Below are 15,829 nucleotides of genomic sequence, written 5' to 3'. Positions count from 1 at the left end.
TAAAAATATATTTTTTCTGCAAAAGCTTTTGATCATAGTAGCGTAATTCTGAATAAGGCTGATTTTCTTTTCATAGAAATGGGTAATATATAAATGTCTAGGAAAGTATCGGTGATAAAATATAAAAGGGGGAAGATAGATGAAACTAACTCCAGAACAACGTATTCAGTTACATGGTTTTAATAATTTAACTAAATCATTAAGTTTCAACATGTATGATATTTGTTATACGAAAACAAGAGAGGAACGCGAAGCTTATATCGAATACATCGATGAACAATACAATGCTGATCGGTTAACAAATATTTTAAAATCTGTAACTGAAATTATTGGTGCACATGTATTAAATATTGCAAAACAAGATTATGTCCCGCAAGGAGCAAGTGTAACAATTCTAGTTTCAGAAGGACCAGTAGTAGAAGTACCAACTGAATCATATGATGAATCCCCAGGTCCACTACCCGAAGCAATTGTGATGGGACTAGACAAAAGCCATATTACCGTTCATACATACCCAGAATATCATCCAAACGAAGGAATAAGTACCTTTAGAGCCGATATCGATGTATCAACATGTGGAGAAATCTCACCATTAAAAGCATTGAATTATTTGATTCATTCATTCGATACTGATATTATGACAATGGATTACAGAGTGCGTGGCTTTACTAGAGATATTAATGGAGAAAAATTATTTATCGACCATGAAATTAGTTCCATACAAAATTATATCCCAGATGAAGTGAAAAATCAGTTTGATATGATTGATGTAAATATATATCAAGAAAATATTTTTCACACAAAGTGTAAGCTAAAAAAGTTCGATTTAAATAATTATTTATTTGGTTATTCAAAGGATAAGTTAAGTGAAAATGAACAAATAGAAATAACTGACCGTTTAACAAAAGAGATGGATGAAATTTTTTATGGGAAAAATATTAATTAATTATTTATGACTATAAAAAAGGGGTGAGATACTTAATCTCATCCCCTGTATATTATTAAGCTTCTTTAGCTGCTTGAATTTGAAGAGAAATCTTAATTTGATCGCCTACTAAAACGCCACCAGCTTCTAATGGAGCGTTCCATGTTAAGCCGTAATCACTACGTTTGATTTTTCCTTCTGCCCCAAAACCGGCTTTTTCATTTCCCCATGGATCAATTCCTGTACCTTCAAAAGTAACTGCAAATGTTTCTTGTTTCGTCACACCGTGAAGAGTTAAATCACCAGTAACGTTATATTCATTTTCGTCTGTTTTTTCAATGGTATTCGACTTGAATGTCATGGTTGGGTTATTTTCAACATCAAAAAAGTCTGCAGAGCGTAAATGATTATCACGATCCTCGTTACGAGTATCAACACTTGCTAAATCTACAGAAAATGCAATATCAGCAGTAGTTAAGTCTGTTGGATCAGCTTCGATTTCTGCATTAAAGCTTTGGAAACCGCCTTTTACTGTAGCAAACATCATATGTTTTACAGAAAAATCAACCCCACTATGTGTTACATCAAGATTCCATTTTGTTTTAGCCATTTTTTTCTCCTCCAATAATTAACTTTGTTTAAAATATCTCAGTTTAAAGATTTATTACTCTGAGATGAATTATATTACCTCATGAAGATATTGTCAATTAAAAAATTCAAAAGCGTATTATGTAGAAATTCCAGCCAACTAACAAGGAATATCTCCAAAATATCTGTGATAAAAATCATATTTTTTACAATTTATTTTAAATTTCAAACACTGTGTGAAGTGTATTGAATTCGCTGTAAAAAGAGAGTACAGTAAGGCTATAGAAAGTTAGTGAAAACAATCACAAACTTTCTACTAAATAAGCTAGCTAGCTTCCAATTTTTTTAGAATGAATTGTGAAAACATTCACAAAATATAAGGAGATGGTTTTCGATGAAATGGTTAAGAGGACCGAGAATGGCAATGATTTGGACTGTATTACGTATTTGGTTAGGTATTCAGTGGTTAGAAGCAGGGGTCCATAAAGTAACCGGAGGATTTGATGCAACTGGTTTTGTACACGGGGCTATTGGTAAAGCGGGAGGAGATCATCCTGTCGTACAAGGATGGTATGCAAACTTCCTTGAAGCATTTGCTCTTCCTAATATCGGCCTGTTTAACATATTAATTCCTTTCGGAGAAGTCCTAGTTGGTGTAGGATTAATCATAGGAGCTGCAACAATTCCAGCTTTAGTTGCAGGAGCATTTATGAATTTAAACTTCTTACTAGCAGGTACAACAAGCACGAACCCTGTGCTTTATACAGTAGCCATCTTATTAATGGTAGCAAATACTGCAGCATACTACTACGGGGCAGATAGAATTTTAGTTCCATATTTGAAACAAAGAATGATTAATCGTCGTCACAAGCATAAAAATACTAGAAAGCCAGAACACATTCCTGCTCATTAATTACAAATCGTTAATAAAATAAATTAAAAATCCCCTTACAGGAAGATCAAGTGAACATGACAAAATGTTCCTAACAATCATCTTGAAAGGGGATATTTTTAATCGTTAATTTTAAAAATGATCGTTATTCAAATAATAAAAAGGATAGTCCTCTATCCTTTTTATTATTTCCGAATATTTATTTTTGAAAAAAAACATTAAGTTTTTGATTGCGAATTTCTCTTTCTTCATCAGAAGCTAAATCATACTTTTTTAATAAATGGAACAATTCATTTAGGTTCTTTTGGCTTTGAGTAGCTGTAAGGTACTGTGAACATTTTTCCGCAGTAGTGGGTAATAAAAAAGGTCTTTGATCCGCAAGTTTTTTCTTTACATCATCTAGTGTATGATCTAAATTACATGAATTCACCATTATTCCTCCTTAGCCCCCAATATGAGACATTTCAATTTTGGTCCGTTTAGTAGTAGACTCACTTCGTTCAACAGAATAGCGATCTTTTCTACCATGCCAAATGGTTTGAAGATACTCTGCTAATTGTTCATCTGATAACTTGGACCTTAAAGGGTCACGTAAATCATGTCCCTTTGAAGCAAATAGACATGTATACAATGTTCCATTTGCAGAAAGGCGAGCACGGTTGCAAGTGGAACAAAAGGCATCTGACACAGATGATATAACACCAATTTCAGCATCAGATCCGATATAGCGATAGCGAGAAGCTACTTCGCCTGTATAGTTCGGATCGATTGCTTCAACAGGCATTATTTGATCGATATCTTCAATAATTTGTCTTTTGGGGTATACATCTTTTAGATTCCATTTATTTGTGTTGCCAACATCCATATATTCAATAAATCGTAGAATATGGCCTTTTTCACGAAAATATTTCGCCATTGGAATAATTTCATGATCATTCATTCCGCGCTTTACTACCATATTAATTTTCACTTTTAAACCGACTTCAGCTGCTGCTTCAATTCCATCCATGACAGCTTTTACAGTAACACCACGGCCATTTATTTTGCCAAATACTTCGTCATTCAACGAATCAAGGCTAATTGATACTCGACTTAGACCAGCTTCTTTTAAAGCTTGAGCATGTTTTGGTAGTAGAGAGCCATTTGTTGTCATGGCAATATCACAAACACCATTTATTTGTTTTATCTTATTAATGAGGTTAGGTAAGTCCTTCCTCATTAGTGGTTCGCCACCTGTAATTCTGATTTTCTGAACTCCTAGAGAATGAACGAAAATTTTTGTGAGGCGCTCTATTTCTTCATAGGATAATAGTTCGTTTCTTTTTAAAAAAGGATAATCAGGTCCAAATATCTCTGCTGGCATACAATAAGTACAGCGGAAATTACATTTATCTGTAACGGAAATTCGTAGGTCACGAAGGGGGCGGTTAAAGTAATCATTGATTGTGTTAGTTGTTTTCAATACAAAATCCCTCCCTCTATAGTTTATCATCTAGTATTACTTAAGTGTGTGAAGTTTCTCACATTTTTGCATTTGATTTGCTCTAAAGCTTTATAAACCGATTCTCCCAAGAGCAATAAAGAGTTCGTTATATGTAGATTTGGCAAACACTTTGCTGCAAGTGTTTGCCAAATCTAGTGTTACCGCTAAAGAAATTTATAGTTAAACGGCTTAAATATTTACAATTCTATCTTTATGAGAATAGACATTAAATGACTGATCACGAATAAATCCGACAGCTGTAATATTTAAGTCTTCAGCTAGTTTGATCGCCAGGTCTGTTGGCGCAGATTTAGACAACACAATTCCTACTCCAATTTTAGCTGCCTTAACCAAAACTTCTGACGAGATTCTCCCACTAAAAACAATGATCTTTTCTCTTGTTGGCATTTGATTTAATATACTATATCCAAATAATTTATCTAAGGCGTTATGACGACCAATGTCAGTTCGACTAACAATCAATTTATCGGATGTACAAAGGGCAGCGTTATGGACGCCACCAGTTTCTTGAAAAACAATACTACTTGTTTGCATTTCATTCATCAAGTTTATGCATTGGGAAGGAGAAATAGTTAGTTTAGAAGTTGAAGTTTTAGCAGTTCGAACATCATTATGAAAATAAAATTGTCTGCTTTTACCACAGCAAGAACCAATAAACCGTTTCGAATAATACTGTTGACTTGTTGTTACATCAACATGTAATTTAACATGTGCATATCCAGCATCCTCATCAATATTTAATGAGTCTATATCTTTATGAAACCGGATTACACCTTCAGAAGCTAAAAAACCGATCACCATTTCTTCAAAATGAGTAGGGGTACAGACTATCGTAGCAAATTCTTGATCATTCACAAAGATTGTTAAGGGGAATTCAGTTACAATATCATCCACAGTTTCTACTAATTGGCCATTTGTATACTTTATGATTCTTTGATTTACACTAATATTTTTTATCATAAACTTCACCCGTTTTGTAAGATTACTAAAGTATAAACATATAATAATTTATTAAACAAGTATAAAAGGTTACCTAATTTATACTAAAAATATTTCTTTTTTTAAAATAAGGATCTGTAAAACTGGTTGTTGATTTCCGCTGCAGGTGTTCGAATACAATCAACAAAGTAAAAAAAACTATAGTTAGCATTAACAGAGCCCAAAAGAATTGTAAAAACAATAAAATTAGCTTGCTTAACAAATGTTAACATGGTAGTATTTTTTTACAATGTTCAAGAATTTGTAACATTTTGTTTCGGGATAGCGATCCTGTCTGCGGCTCAAACTGTTACAAATATGTAAGCGATTAATTGTTGGTCCGATAGTAGCGAATCCTGCTTGAAACTAACCGTCAATCACCTTTATGATATGCATATTTAATTTGCATATTTTATCGGAGATTGACGGTTTTCTTTAGTGTTATGATACTATTAAATTCTGAATCTTTTGCTTATGTTTGGTAAACACTAATGAGCTCGTAGTAGAAGTGAGTTTTTGATGGTGACACAGTGAGAGGAACCTAATCAGTAATGTGGGGAACACGGGACTAAAGTTGATATTGTAAGCTTAGAAATTAGCAACACCATGTTTAATTAAGGGGATGTATATGTGAAAAAGACAAAAAATCGTTGGCTTATCGCTGCTTCTGCCGTTGGAATCCATATTTCAATTGGATCAGTGTATGCTTGGAGTAATTTTACAAATCCATTAATGAATGAATTTGGATGGACCGCACAACAAGTGCAATTAACATTTAGTTTAGCAATATTATTTCTTGGGTTGTCTGCAGCGTTTCTAGGTCACTTTGTAGAAAAATATGGCCCTAAGGCTGCTGGTTTACTTGCTGCTGGCTTCTTTGGAATTGGAGTAATTGGATCTGGCTTAGCTGTAAATTTAGGTTCACTACCATTACTTTATGTTACTTATGGTGTGCTTGGAGGAATTGGACTTGGAGTAGGATACATCGCACCTGTTTCTACATTAATCAAATGGTTTCCTGATCGACGTGGGCTTGCGACAGGACTTGCAATCATGGGCTTTGGTTTTGCAGCAGCCATTAGTAGTCCAATTATGGATTCATTAATCAAAACTGTTGGAACTGCTAATACATTTTATATTTTAGGAGCGGCCTATTTTGTCATTATGACTTTATCATCCTTATATTTAGAAAAACCACCAGTTGATTGGGTTCCCGAAGGCTTCAAAGAAAAGGTTCAATCAGGAAAATCAAGAATTAAAGAAGATCTTTCTCAATTAACAGCAAATGAAGCGATTAAAACAACAAGGTTCTATTATTTATGGATAATGTTGTTTATAAATGTTACATGTGGAATTGCAATTCTTTCAGCTGCAAAACCACTTGCTCAAGAAAGTATTGGACTTTCAACAGTAGAAGCTGCTGCCCTTGTTGGGGTAATGGGGATCTTTAATGGTCTAGGGCGAATCGGCTGGGCATCAATTTCTGATTACATTGGAAGGCCGAATACATATACAACCTTCTTTGTTCTGCAAATTGTTTTATTTGCTTTATTACCTCATACAAGTGAAGCAATTCTTTTTCAAGTAATGTTGGCCGTTGTTTATACTTGTTATGGCGGTGGATTCTCTGCAATTCCAGCTTATATTGGTGACTTATTTGGAACAAAGCAGCTTGGTGCAATTCATGGTTATATTTTAACTGCTTGGGCAGCGGCAGGTTTAGCAGGTCCAATGTTTGCAGCATGGATGAAGGATACAACAGGAAGCTATGCTACAAGCTTAACGTTTTTTTCAGGATTGTTTATCATAGCACTACTTGTTTCAATACTAATTCGTCTTGATATTCAAAAGCTTAGACAAAAAAATGCATCAAAAAGCTCAAGAAATACAATCGCTGGATAATTTATGTTCCATCTTAAGTAGAAATGTGGTAAAATACCTCATGCTATTACCCCTAGTAGGTAGGAGGGTATCATGGTATCATGAATAAGTACGAAGCAGAATTTAGTAATATTGTTCGTTCATTCAGAAAGAAGCATATGGGCAAGGGCCCTAGTAAGATTACAACGACTTTTTGTAAAAACTGGGCCATCTGTGAAATGGAAGGGAATTTATCTCCTGTTGAAAAATTTATTGCTAGTGCAGATGAAGGAAAACAAGCGCTGCGATCAGCTAGAACCGAAATGGTAAAACAAATGTACAGAAAGAATCCTCCAGTTGAGATGGAAGAATTCTTAGGTTGTAAGTTTGTAGACCTTTTTGTAGATATAGATATTGACAGAGATTTCGGAATGTCAATATTCGTTTTTGATGAAGATCTTCATCAAAAATATTCTAAATAAACAGGTATGGCACTTGGTAGCGACCCTGCAAAAGACTAACCACCGTGAATCCCAACATAAAAATGTTGGGATACGGTGGTTTTTTCATTGTTTAGGGATCATTTATTAAGAGTATTAGCAACAAGGAGTATTCCTAAATGAAAAAGAAGCCTATTAAGCAAGTTATTCTCATATTTATTAAAGATTAGTATAAATGATCTCTAGTTACGACTTGTAAAAAAGATTCTCTTTCCATCTTTTTAATAGATAAGGAGTGATTCAATTGGGAGAGACGAAGCATCAAGGACCAATAAACGCGACAAAAACACCACAACCTAAACACTGGGTTAGTCCAATACCGTTTGGTCTAGGAAAAGTTAAACCACAGCATTTTCGCGATACAATGAAAATTGCTTGGGATAATAAAGATAACATTGGTTATGCAACACGAATATTAACAAAAGGTGTTTGTGATGGTTGTGCTTTAGGAGTTTCTGGACTTTTTGACCAGACATTAAAAGGACCACATCTATGTACAACAAGAATGAACGTGCTCCGTTTAAATACAATGCCAGCACTAAAAGAAGAGATCATTCATGCTGACATTGATCAATTGCGCCAATATAGCAGTACCGATTTAAGAAAGTTGGGACGTATTCCATATCCACTTATACGTCGCAGAGGAGAAAGGAAATTCTCACGTATTTCTTGGGATGAAGCGATGGATGTCATTGCAACTAAGATGAAGCAATTAGACCCAAAACAATATGCGTTTTATCTAACATCAAGAGGGATTACCAACGAGTCTTATTATGTAGCTGGAAAGGTAGCTCGATTTTTAGGAACAAATAATATTGATAACGCCTCACGTATTTGTCATTCGCCAAGTAAAACCGCCTTAAAGCGTTCCATTGGTGTAGGTGCATCAACTGCAAATTATCAAGATTGGTTTGGAACAGATGTCCTCTTGTTCTGGGGAAGTGTTGCTTCAAACAGCTCACCTGTTTCAACGAAATATATGTTAGAAGCAAAGAAGAGAGGGACAAAAATAATTGTCGTTAATCCATATAGTGAACCTGCAATGGACAAATATTGGATCCCTTCAAATCTTGAGTCTGCATTGTTTGGAACGAAAATTGCAGATGACTTCTATCAAGTCAATATTGGGGGAGATATTGCTTTAATGCACGGAATTATGAAGCATTGGTTTGAGATGGAAAAGCAGAATCATGGTTCTGCGATAAACCATACATTTGTTCAAGAACATGTTAATGGTTATGAAGAGCTAAAGATTAAAGTTGAAGAGCAATCATGGGAAGATATCATAAAATCATCGGGTGTGACACAAGAAAGAATTATTGAATTATCTGAGCTGTTGGCAAAAAGTAAAAACGCCGTTTTTGCTTGGTCATTAGGATTAACAATGCATTCCTTTGCAACTGATAATATTTCACAAGTTGCTAATCTTGCGCTTTTGCGTGGGTTCTTAGGACGCAAAAATAACGGTTTAATGCCATTTCGTGGTCATTCTTCTGTCCAGGGCTCAGGGGAAATGGGGGCAGATCCATTTGTTTTACCTGGTAGTGGTTTTGATGCTCAAAACATTAACAGAATGGAGCAAATTTGGGGATTTGAAATACCTAAATGGCAAGGTGATATTGTTGGGGTTACACTTGAAAATATCGTCCTTCCAGACATTCACGAGCGAAAAATAAAGTTATATTATTTATCTGGAGGGAATTTCTTAGAAACAATGCCTGACCCTGATTTTGTCGAAAAGGCGTTATCTGAGCTAGATATACGCGTTCACCAGGACATTATACTAAATACTTCTACCTTAGTTGATGCAAAGGAAGCAGTCATTGTCCTTCCCGCCAAAACTCGCTATGAACAAGAAGGTGGAGGTACATCAACATCGACAGAACGTATGGTTTACTTCTCACCAGAGATTGAAGGGAACAAAAACCTGATTGCAGAGGCACGTGCTGAGTGGAAGATTTATATTGATTTAGCAAAACGAGTAAAACCCGATACTGCCCACCTTGTTGAGTTCAAATCAGGTCAAGAAATTCGCGATGAAATTGCAAAAGCGAATAAGGATTATGAAGGAATTCAGCATCTAAAGAAACAAGGTGATGTTTTCCAATGGGGTGGAGCGTGGCTATGTGAAGGCGGAATCTGTCCAACACCAGATGGAAGAGGAAAGTTAATCTCAATTGATATACCTGATTTAGGGAAAAAAGAAGGTCAATTTATTGTCACTTCACGTCGTGGAAAGCAATTTAATTCAATGGTTTATAAAGAAACAGACCCATTTAATGGTGCAAGTAGGTATGATGTTCTTATGAATGCAAAAGATGCTAGTCATTTGAGTATTGCTGAAGGTGAAGGTATTGTTGTTTATAATGGCTTTGGCGTTTTCCAAGGCAAAGCGAAATTTGTGAATATCGCAAGAGGTAACTTGGAAGTTCACTTTCCTGAAGGGAATTTCTTATTACCAAGAGGTAGGTATGAAAAGTATGCTGGTATCCCAGATTATAATATAACCGTAACCGTCGAAAAGGCGGATCGCTATAATGCCAGAAAGGACGTTCAATATATAGAGAAACGTATTGAAGATTTAGAAGTTGATATACCTCAATAAGAGATATAGGGCTGACTTAATGAGCGGTAAGTGTCAGCCCCTTTATCTACTTATTCTTCATCATTTATTTCTCCATCACCTATTTCATCTTCACCTGGTGCATCGTCACATGCAACGACAGATGTAGCAAGAAGTGCTGCCAATAATATAGCAAGAAGCTTCTTCATAATAAAGTCACCACCTTTTAGAAAGTCTATACTGTATTTAGGTTACCTATATTTTGACTTATATATGTGGTTAAAGTGACAATATTTTTCAAGCTTGTATATAAGGAAAAGGCCATGTTAAATTTAGTTGTTCATTTATGCTGGAGAAAAATAAAAACTAATATAAGTATCCCTGTTCAAATATTTTAAATTTTATGATTCCACATTTCTAAAAACATGGTAAAATTAAAATGCTTACAAAATCATTGGGGGTACATAATGGACGATAAGGCTAAACGGTATATTGAATTATATATTCATTTTTCAGAAGACTTGGGGAGATTCTTAACCAAATCTGAACAGGACTTTTTGAAATGGTTAGTAATAAAAGAGTAAAACAATTATACATATTGCAATCCTAAACAGAGTACTTCACTTTACGTGATGTGCTTTTTTATTTTATTTTTTCAAACGTTTGTCGTTTTTAAAGTTAGGTTTCTAGATTTTTATCGAACTATGTTACCAATTAATATAAAAATTTCTTTTAAGACGATTAAGCCAGAAATCTCCTCACTTAATTGCACAGTAGGAGGAAATTCATATGGTAATGCTTATAGGTGATGCACCAACTGGTATCACTGCAATTAATGTAAAATCTACAGCACTTAGGACAGTGACTGTATTTTGTTCTTGCTGTGAAATGTAGATAAAATCTCCGTCAGGTGTAAATGCTGCACTTCCTGGATTATCAATAGAAAAGCTTCCTATTACCTCATGCTGGCTTGTATCAATAATATAGATTTCATCGCTTTTTTGAGCTCCTAAAATAGCAATAGATTGATTAGGTGAAAAAGAAAGGAACGAATCGAGATGATTACTAAATAATGCCGCATCAATAAAGGTGATTGATGACAAATCAAAAATCTTGATCGTGGAGCCACCTAAAGGAACTTCTCCTAAAATATAAGCAAAACTACCAAACGGATCTATTTCAATTAAATAAGGATAATCGGAAGTGGATGGTTGAACCACTACAATTTCCGCTAAATTTAAATCAACAATTAGTATACTCCATGCTAAAGAATTTACGATATAAGCGAATTGTCCGTTTGGATCAATGGCAATACTCGAAAAACCTGATCCAGTGAGTGATATTGTATTTAAAATCACTTGAGTCTCCATGTCAATAACAGTAATTGTACCCGACACACCGCTAAGGATATAAACAGTTTGGCTGTTAGGGGAGAAGCCAATATCATTTGCTCTGTCTATAGAGAAAACAGTGATAACGGAGAGTGTATCATTACTAATCATTGTGACAGCATTGTCATTTGAATGTAATACAAAAGTGTATGCTTTATCTGGAGTAATTGCTATTTTATCTGGGGGATAAGAAAGGGATATTGGCTGTAGGAGTATCATTCTAGATGTATCGATGACTGATAATGTGTTGTCATTTTGATTTGCTGTAAATGCATAAACATCAAGATCCGAATGTTCCTGCATAAGTGAGAGGACACCGTTAATGATGAGTGTATTCTCATTTAGTGATTCGGTTACTGTCATACTTTCAACAGTAATCTGGTTGAAATCATAGTAGATTGTTTGGGTTGATGTGTAATAAATAATTTGATTAATTGGTATGGTATGAAATTTTGAAATAGCAGCAGTTCCTTGCCCATACTGATTGTGAACAGGAGAAAAACTAGCTAACATCGAAAGTTTTCCTTGCAATCGAACACCATAGACTGGATATGATTCATCCTGTTCCTGTAATTCACAAGGTTTGGCTACACATATTAACTGATCTGTATTTAATGTCACATCAGCATTTAACTCATATTCACTCAGTGCGTATCCATCCGGAATCTTAATTGAAAACTCAAAGTCTTTCGTATGTTCATTTGTACCTTGACAAGGTACCATGAATACCACCCCTTTACATCATGAAAGTTCTTGCATTTTAATCTTCCAAGAAATTGTTATTTTAATAGGCTGTTTTCGCAAACTTTGTTGCTTTTAAAATAGTTTTGGGTTGGTTGATTGCAGCGAGAGGATGCTCGCTTTCCGTGGGGCGGGCGTTGAGCCTCCTCAGCGCGAAGCGCCTGCGGGGTCTCATCTGTCCCGCTACTCCCACAGGAGTCTCGCATATCCGTTCCAATCAACCTAATCAGTTTTGTTCAAAAACAACAATCTTTTAGAAAAGAGCCTTTTAATAACACGAAACTCACCTTCTTTGTATATTCATTGCAAGCATCATACTTTATATTATGCTAGCGGTACGCCATTGCTTGTTCATATATATGAAGGGCATTGGTTGTTTTTTGATTGAATGAAAAATATAAAAACCTATTCTTCAATAAAGATTAACAATTGTTTTTTTACCTCAAAAGTCACCACCCAATGAACCAGAACCACTCGATTGTTATATTTATCCTTTACTCTTATCATTCCTTTCATGATAATTATTAAGTAATTATAAAGAATCTAAAGTAGGCATTTTATTTTGTATATAATGGGATTTGAAAGAGGGATACATTTATGAAAAATCTTGGTTCGATATTATTAGTCGAGGATGATAAAGAAATTGCCAGAATTGTTTGTGATCATTTAAGAAAAGTAGGGTATCACATTACTTGGGCTTCTACTGGTAAGGAAGGATGGGAGGATTTTAAACAGGATAGTTATGATCTTATTTTGGTAGATCTAATGTTGCCAGAAATGGATGGCTTTACGCTTTGCAAAACAATTCGCCTTGAAAGTGATATACCTTTATTAATTGTAAGTGCAAGACATGAAGATGAAAGCAAAATTCGCGGACTAGAGTTAGGTGCGGATGATTATTTAACAAAACCGTTTAGTCTGGAGGAGCTTAGTGCAAGAATTAGCTCTCATTTGAGAAGATATCACCGGTATTTAAATAGACCGGAGGAAGAAAAAAGTACGAAATATGAACATGGTCTTAGAATTGATTTTTCAAAACAAATTTGTTACTTAAATGATGAACCTCTTTTGCTCACATCAAAGGAATTGGATTTGCTATTATTGCTAGCGAAAAATCCTTTTCAAACCTTTTCAAAATCAGAGCTTTACGAGCATATTTGGCAACAAGAAGATGTTGATGGGAACAATACTGTGACAGTGCACATAAAAAGTGTAAGATCAAAATTAAATGATGGATCTCGCTCTGCAAAGTTTATTCAAACAGTATGGGGAGTTGGCTATCGATTTATAGGTGAAGTACTAATATGAAAATTAAATATTGGCTAATAATTAGCTTTTTACTTGTTATGCTTCTTCCTGTAATTGCTCTTTATTTTCTATACGTTAGTATTTCTAGCTATGATGAAAAACATGATTTACTCGAATATATAAATGTTTCAAATCGACTTATTGAAATGCAACCAATATTAGAAGATGGGCTTTTATATAAAATTCAGCCAAATGAAAACTACGATAAAATAGGTAAGTTTGCAAATGAAAACGTCAAAATTACACTATATCGACCAGACGGAATTATTCTTTACTCATCAATAGAGGATCCTTCAATAAATCGTCTTTATCAGAGAAGTAATGTTGAAACTCTTTATAAAAGTTTAAATGAAATCCAAAAGAAGCATCGATCGTATTCATTGAAAAAAGCAGTTTTTCAAGATGGGAAAATCATTGGTTTATACGAAGTAACAATTGCCAGGAAAGAATGGGTTAATGGAGTAAATGATCGTTCTATAACTCTCTTAGTTTTAATGAGCTGCTTTTTCATTATTTTATATACACTAGTAGTTTTTCTATTAAATCGAAAATTAAATAAACCATTAACAATCCTGCAAAAGGAAATGACGGCTTTTGCTAATGGGCAAACAGTTACCAATCCTAACAAAAAAACAAATGATGAAATAGGAGAGCTATTTTCTCATTTTCATAGGATGCGCAGACAAATTGAACAAACTCGAGAAGAACTTGCGATTCAACAAAAAGAAAAAGAATTTATCGTTGCAGCTTTATCCCATGATTTAAAAACGCCTTTAACAGTTATTCAAGCTTATACTGAAGCATTGCAAGATGAAACGCGATTAACGGAAAAAGAACAGTATGAATATAAAACGATTTTATTTGAAAAATTACATTATATGAAACAAATGCTGGACGATTTAACAATTTATACTGCTCTCCAGTCAGCACCAGAAAAAATCGATTTAGTTGAGGTGGATGGCCAAGAATTTTTTGACATGCTCCTATCTGGATATGAAGAACCATGCGCTAAGAAACATATTCACTTACACATCGAGCAAAATACCAACGGTCAATATGATGTAAATGTGAAGCAAATGATGCGCATTGTTGATAATTTAATGGGAAATGCGATTAGGCATACAGAATCAGATCATTTGATTTGGTTAGCTGCAATATCTTATCGTGCACCACTTCCCAATTGGGTCTTTTCCCCATTTATCAATGAGCTAAATGAGTGGCGCCAAGGCGGTACGATCATTCTTATACAAAATCAAGGCAATGAAATACCTGGAAACTTACAAAAACAAGTATTTCAGCCATTTTTGCAAGTAGAGGGTGCCCGAGGTCTAGGTGGTAGCTCTGGTTTAGGATTAAGTATATCGAAAATGCTTATCGAAAAACACGAAGGTAAAATAAACTTATTTTCAAAAGAAGGTTACGGGACACTAGTAGCCTGCTGGATAAAAGAAAGGAAAGCTTAAAATTATGAGAATCATTAACTTCTTAATTGGTACGACACTTACGATTGGGTTATTATCAGGTTGCACAAATGAAGCAGCAGCATCTTCAGAAGAAATTGTTTCAAATGTACTTGAAGCAGGGAAAAAAATTGATGACTATTATGGTAAAGCGACTTTAAAGATTTTTACAGATGAAAAAGAAACAGAATATTCCACTATGGAAGAATATGTAGGAAAGAATGGCGAACGGAAAACGGTAACAACTGATCATAAGAGGAATGATCAGAAGGCATTTGCTTATAATGATGGGAAGACGTTTATTACATATGATGAAGAGAGTAAAAAAGCATTATCAGCAGATATCACAGCAGATGATCTACCAACATCAATGACACAGAAGGAGCAATTAACTAGTTTCCTAGAGCATATAAAAGATACCCATAAGCATGAGGTTGTGGGTGAGGAAAAAGTGCTTGGTTTGGATACATACCATCTTAAGATTACCCCTAATTCAAAGGATTCTTTATTTGGCGAGATGGAGGTTTGGGTTGATAAAAAAACATGGTTTATAGTGAAGGTTATATCCAACTCAGGTGATATTCGGACTGAAATCGAATATTCAGAAGTCGATTTTACACCGCAATTTACCGATAAAACGTTTGAAGTGAACTTACCAGAAGATGTAGAGGTATCTCCAATTGAAACAGAGTTTCCAACGAACTCAGGTACAATTGAAGAAGCTGAACAAGCTTTAGGACAACCATTTTTACTTTTAAGTGATGACAATCAAGAAATTCACCATATTGAGTGGAATGTATTAGAAGGTGAACTAAATCGAACAGAGGTAGCTATTCTCTATACGAAAGATAAAGTATCATCATTGAGCTTATCAATTTTTCCAACTCCGGTGGGTAAAGACATGGAGATCGAAGAAAGTAAATGGAAGGTACGCGGTCACATTGCTGATTATATGGAAATTGAAGATCTCAGAATACTTAGCTGGGATGAAGATGGCTTACGATATTCTATTATGATCGAGGATCCATCCCTCAAGATCGAAGAGGTTATTGAGATGGCAGAAAGCATGCAGTATAAGTCAGAAAAGGACATTTCATAAAGTTAAGAAGTGGGTGAGAA

13 protein-coding genes are annotated in these 15,829 nt (G+C 34.8%); 8 read left to right on the top strand and 5 right to left on the bottom strand.

All coding sequences use genetic code 11. From position 1 onward, the window contains the following. Nucleotides 1-139: 139 nt before the first annotated feature. Nucleotides 140-946 (top strand): adenosylmethionine decarboxylase, encoded by an 807-nt coding sequence (gene speD, locus HUW50_RS24710; RefSeq protein WP_066327189.1) that lies wholly within the window; start codon nt 140-142, stop codon nt 944-946. A 55-nt stretch (nt 947-1,001) separates the two neighbouring features. On the opposite strand, the gene HUW50_RS24705 is transcribed toward speD, so the two are convergent. Then, on the bottom strand, nt 1,002-1,535 hold the full coding sequence (locus HUW50_RS24705; protein ID WP_066327187.1) for a YceI family protein: 534 nt from the start codon (nt 1,533-1,535) through the stop codon (nt 1,002-1,004). A gap of 372 nt (nt 1,536-1,907) precedes the next feature. On the opposite strand from HUW50_RS24705, the gene HUW50_RS24700 reads away from it, so the two are divergent. Continuing rightward, on the top strand, nt 1,908-2,426 hold the full coding sequence (locus HUW50_RS24700) for a DoxX family protein (RefSeq protein ID WP_066327186.1): 519 nt from the start codon (nt 1,908-1,910) through the stop codon (nt 2,424-2,426). A gap of 178 nt (nt 2,427-2,604) precedes the next feature. Here HUW50_RS24700 and HUW50_RS24695 read toward each other — a convergent pair whose 3' ends face one another. From HUW50_RS24695 to fdhD, 3 genes are all read right to left on the bottom strand, one after another. Next, nucleotides 2,605-2,838: a 50S ribosomal protein L7ae gene (locus HUW50_RS24695; protein WP_185653449.1), complete on the bottom strand. Its 234-nt coding sequence runs from the start codon at nt 2,836-2,838 to the stop codon at nt 2,605-2,607. A 9-nt stretch (nt 2,839-2,847) separates the two neighbouring features. Continuing rightward, complete coding sequence (gene moaA, locus HUW50_RS24690) at nt 2,848-3,897, bottom strand: GTP 3',8-cyclase MoaA (protein WP_083964461.1); 1,050 nt, start codon at nt 3,895-3,897, stop codon at nt 2,848-2,850. A 180-nt stretch (nt 3,898-4,077) separates the two neighbouring features. Then, nucleotides 4,078-4,869, bottom strand: a complete 792-nt coding sequence (gene fdhD, locus HUW50_RS24685) for a formate dehydrogenase accessory sulfurtransferase FdhD (RefSeq protein ID WP_066327164.1) — start codon at nt 4,867-4,869, stop codon at nt 4,078-4,080. Between the two features lie 648 nt (nt 4,870-5,517). On the opposite strand from fdhD, the gene HUW50_RS24680 reads away from it, so the two are divergent. The 3 genes from HUW50_RS24680 (at nt 5,518) to HUW50_RS24670 (ending at nt 9,852) form a co-directional block, all read left to right on the top strand. Next, nucleotides 5,518-6,789: an L-lactate MFS transporter gene (locus tag HUW50_RS24680; protein WP_066327157.1), complete on the top strand. Its 1,272-nt coding sequence runs from the start codon at nt 5,518-5,520 to the stop codon at nt 6,787-6,789. Between the two features lie 80 nt (nt 6,790-6,869). Further along, on the top strand, nt 6,870-7,229 hold the full coding sequence (locus HUW50_RS24675; protein WP_066327155.1) for a Na-translocating system protein MpsC family protein: 360 nt from the start codon (nt 6,870-6,872) through the stop codon (nt 7,227-7,229). 262 nt (nt 7,230-7,491) lie between these two features. Next, nucleotides 7,492-9,852, top strand: coding sequence for an FdhF/YdeP family oxidoreductase (locus HUW50_RS24670; RefSeq protein WP_066327152.1), 2,361 nt, complete (start codon nt 7,492-7,494; stop codon nt 9,850-9,852). 743 nt (nt 9,853-10,595) lie between these two features. Here HUW50_RS24670 and HUW50_RS24665 read toward each other — a convergent pair. Then, a complete protein-coding gene (locus HUW50_RS24665; protein ID WP_185653448.1) occupies nt 10,596-11,924 on the bottom strand; it encodes a YncE family protein in 1,329 nt (442 codons plus the stop codon). Nucleotides 11,925-12,539: 615 nt separating this feature from the next. Here HUW50_RS24665 and HUW50_RS24660 point away from each other — a divergent pair. From HUW50_RS24660 to HUW50_RS24650, 3 genes are read left to right on the top strand one after another with little or no spacing between them, the layout of a single operon-like run. Next, the gene (locus HUW50_RS24660) at nt 12,540-13,250 is read left to right on the top strand and encodes a response regulator transcription factor (RefSeq protein WP_066327141.1); all 711 of its coding nucleotides are present in this window, start codon (nt 12,540-12,542) and stop codon (nt 13,248-13,250) included. Then, entirely contained in the window at nt 13,247-14,713 is a 1,467-nt protein-coding gene (locus HUW50_RS24655) for a HAMP domain-containing sensor histidine kinase (protein ID WP_066327138.1), read from the top strand. Before HUW50_RS24660 ends, HUW50_RS24655 begins: the two co-directional genes overlap by 4 nt. A 4-nt stretch (nt 14,714-14,717) precedes the next feature. Beyond that, nucleotides 14,718-15,809 (top strand): LolA family protein, encoded by a 1,092-nt coding sequence (locus HUW50_RS24650; RefSeq protein WP_066327129.1) that lies wholly within the window; start codon nt 14,718-14,720, stop codon nt 15,807-15,809. Nucleotides 15,810-15,829 lie beyond the last annotated feature (20 nt).

It is taken from the genome of Metabacillus sp. KUDC1714, assembly GCF_014217835.1.
GTDB classification, from domain to species: domain Bacteria; phylum Bacillota; class Bacilli; order Bacillales; family Bacillaceae; genus Metabacillus; species Metabacillus rhizosphaerae.
The sequence above is the reverse complement of the archived record's forward strand: the minus strand, read 5'-3'. Positions and strand labels throughout refer to the sequence as shown.

What these genes read in the sequence shown, in the direction of transcription:
- HUW50_RS24705 (WP_066327187.1), bottom strand. Translation starts at nt 1,535, where the DNA reads ATGGCTAAAACAAAATGGAATCTTGATGTAACACATAGTGGGGTTGAT.
- HUW50_RS24660 (WP_066327141.1), top strand. Translation starts at nt 12,540, where the DNA reads ATGAAAAATCTTGGTTCGATATTATTAGTCGAGGATGATAAAGAAATT.
- fdhD (WP_066327164.1), bottom strand. Translation starts at nt 4,869, where the DNA reads ATGATAAAAAATATTAGTGTAAATCAAAGAATCATAAAGTATACAAAT.
- HUW50_RS24700 (WP_066327186.1), top strand. Translation starts at nt 1,908, where the DNA reads ATGAAATGGTTAAGAGGACCGAGAATGGCAATGATTTGGACTGTATTA.
- HUW50_RS24650 (WP_066327129.1), top strand. Translation starts at nt 14,718, where the DNA reads ATGAGAATCATTAACTTCTTAATTGGTACGACACTTACGATTGGGTTA.
- HUW50_RS24675 (WP_066327155.1), top strand. Translation starts at nt 6,870, where the DNA reads ATGAATAAGTACGAAGCAGAATTTAGTAATATTGTTCGTTCATTCAGA.
- HUW50_RS24665 (WP_185653448.1), bottom strand. Translation starts at nt 11,924, where the DNA reads ATGGTACCTTGTCAAGGTACAAATGAACATACGAAAGACTTTGAGTTT.
- moaA (WP_083964461.1), bottom strand. Translation starts at nt 3,897, where the DNA reads ATGATAAACTATAGAGGGAGGGATTTTGTATTGAAAACAACTAACACA.
- HUW50_RS24695 (WP_185653449.1), bottom strand. Translation starts at nt 2,838, where the DNA reads ATGGTGAATTCATGTAATTTAGATCATACACTAGATGATGTAAAGAAA.
- speD (WP_066327189.1), top strand. Translation starts at nt 140, where the DNA reads ATGAAACTAACTCCAGAACAACGTATTCAGTTACATGGTTTTAATAAT.
- HUW50_RS24655 (WP_066327138.1), top strand. Translation starts at nt 13,247, where the DNA reads ATGAAAATTAAATATTGGCTAATAATTAGCTTTTTACTTGTTATGCTT.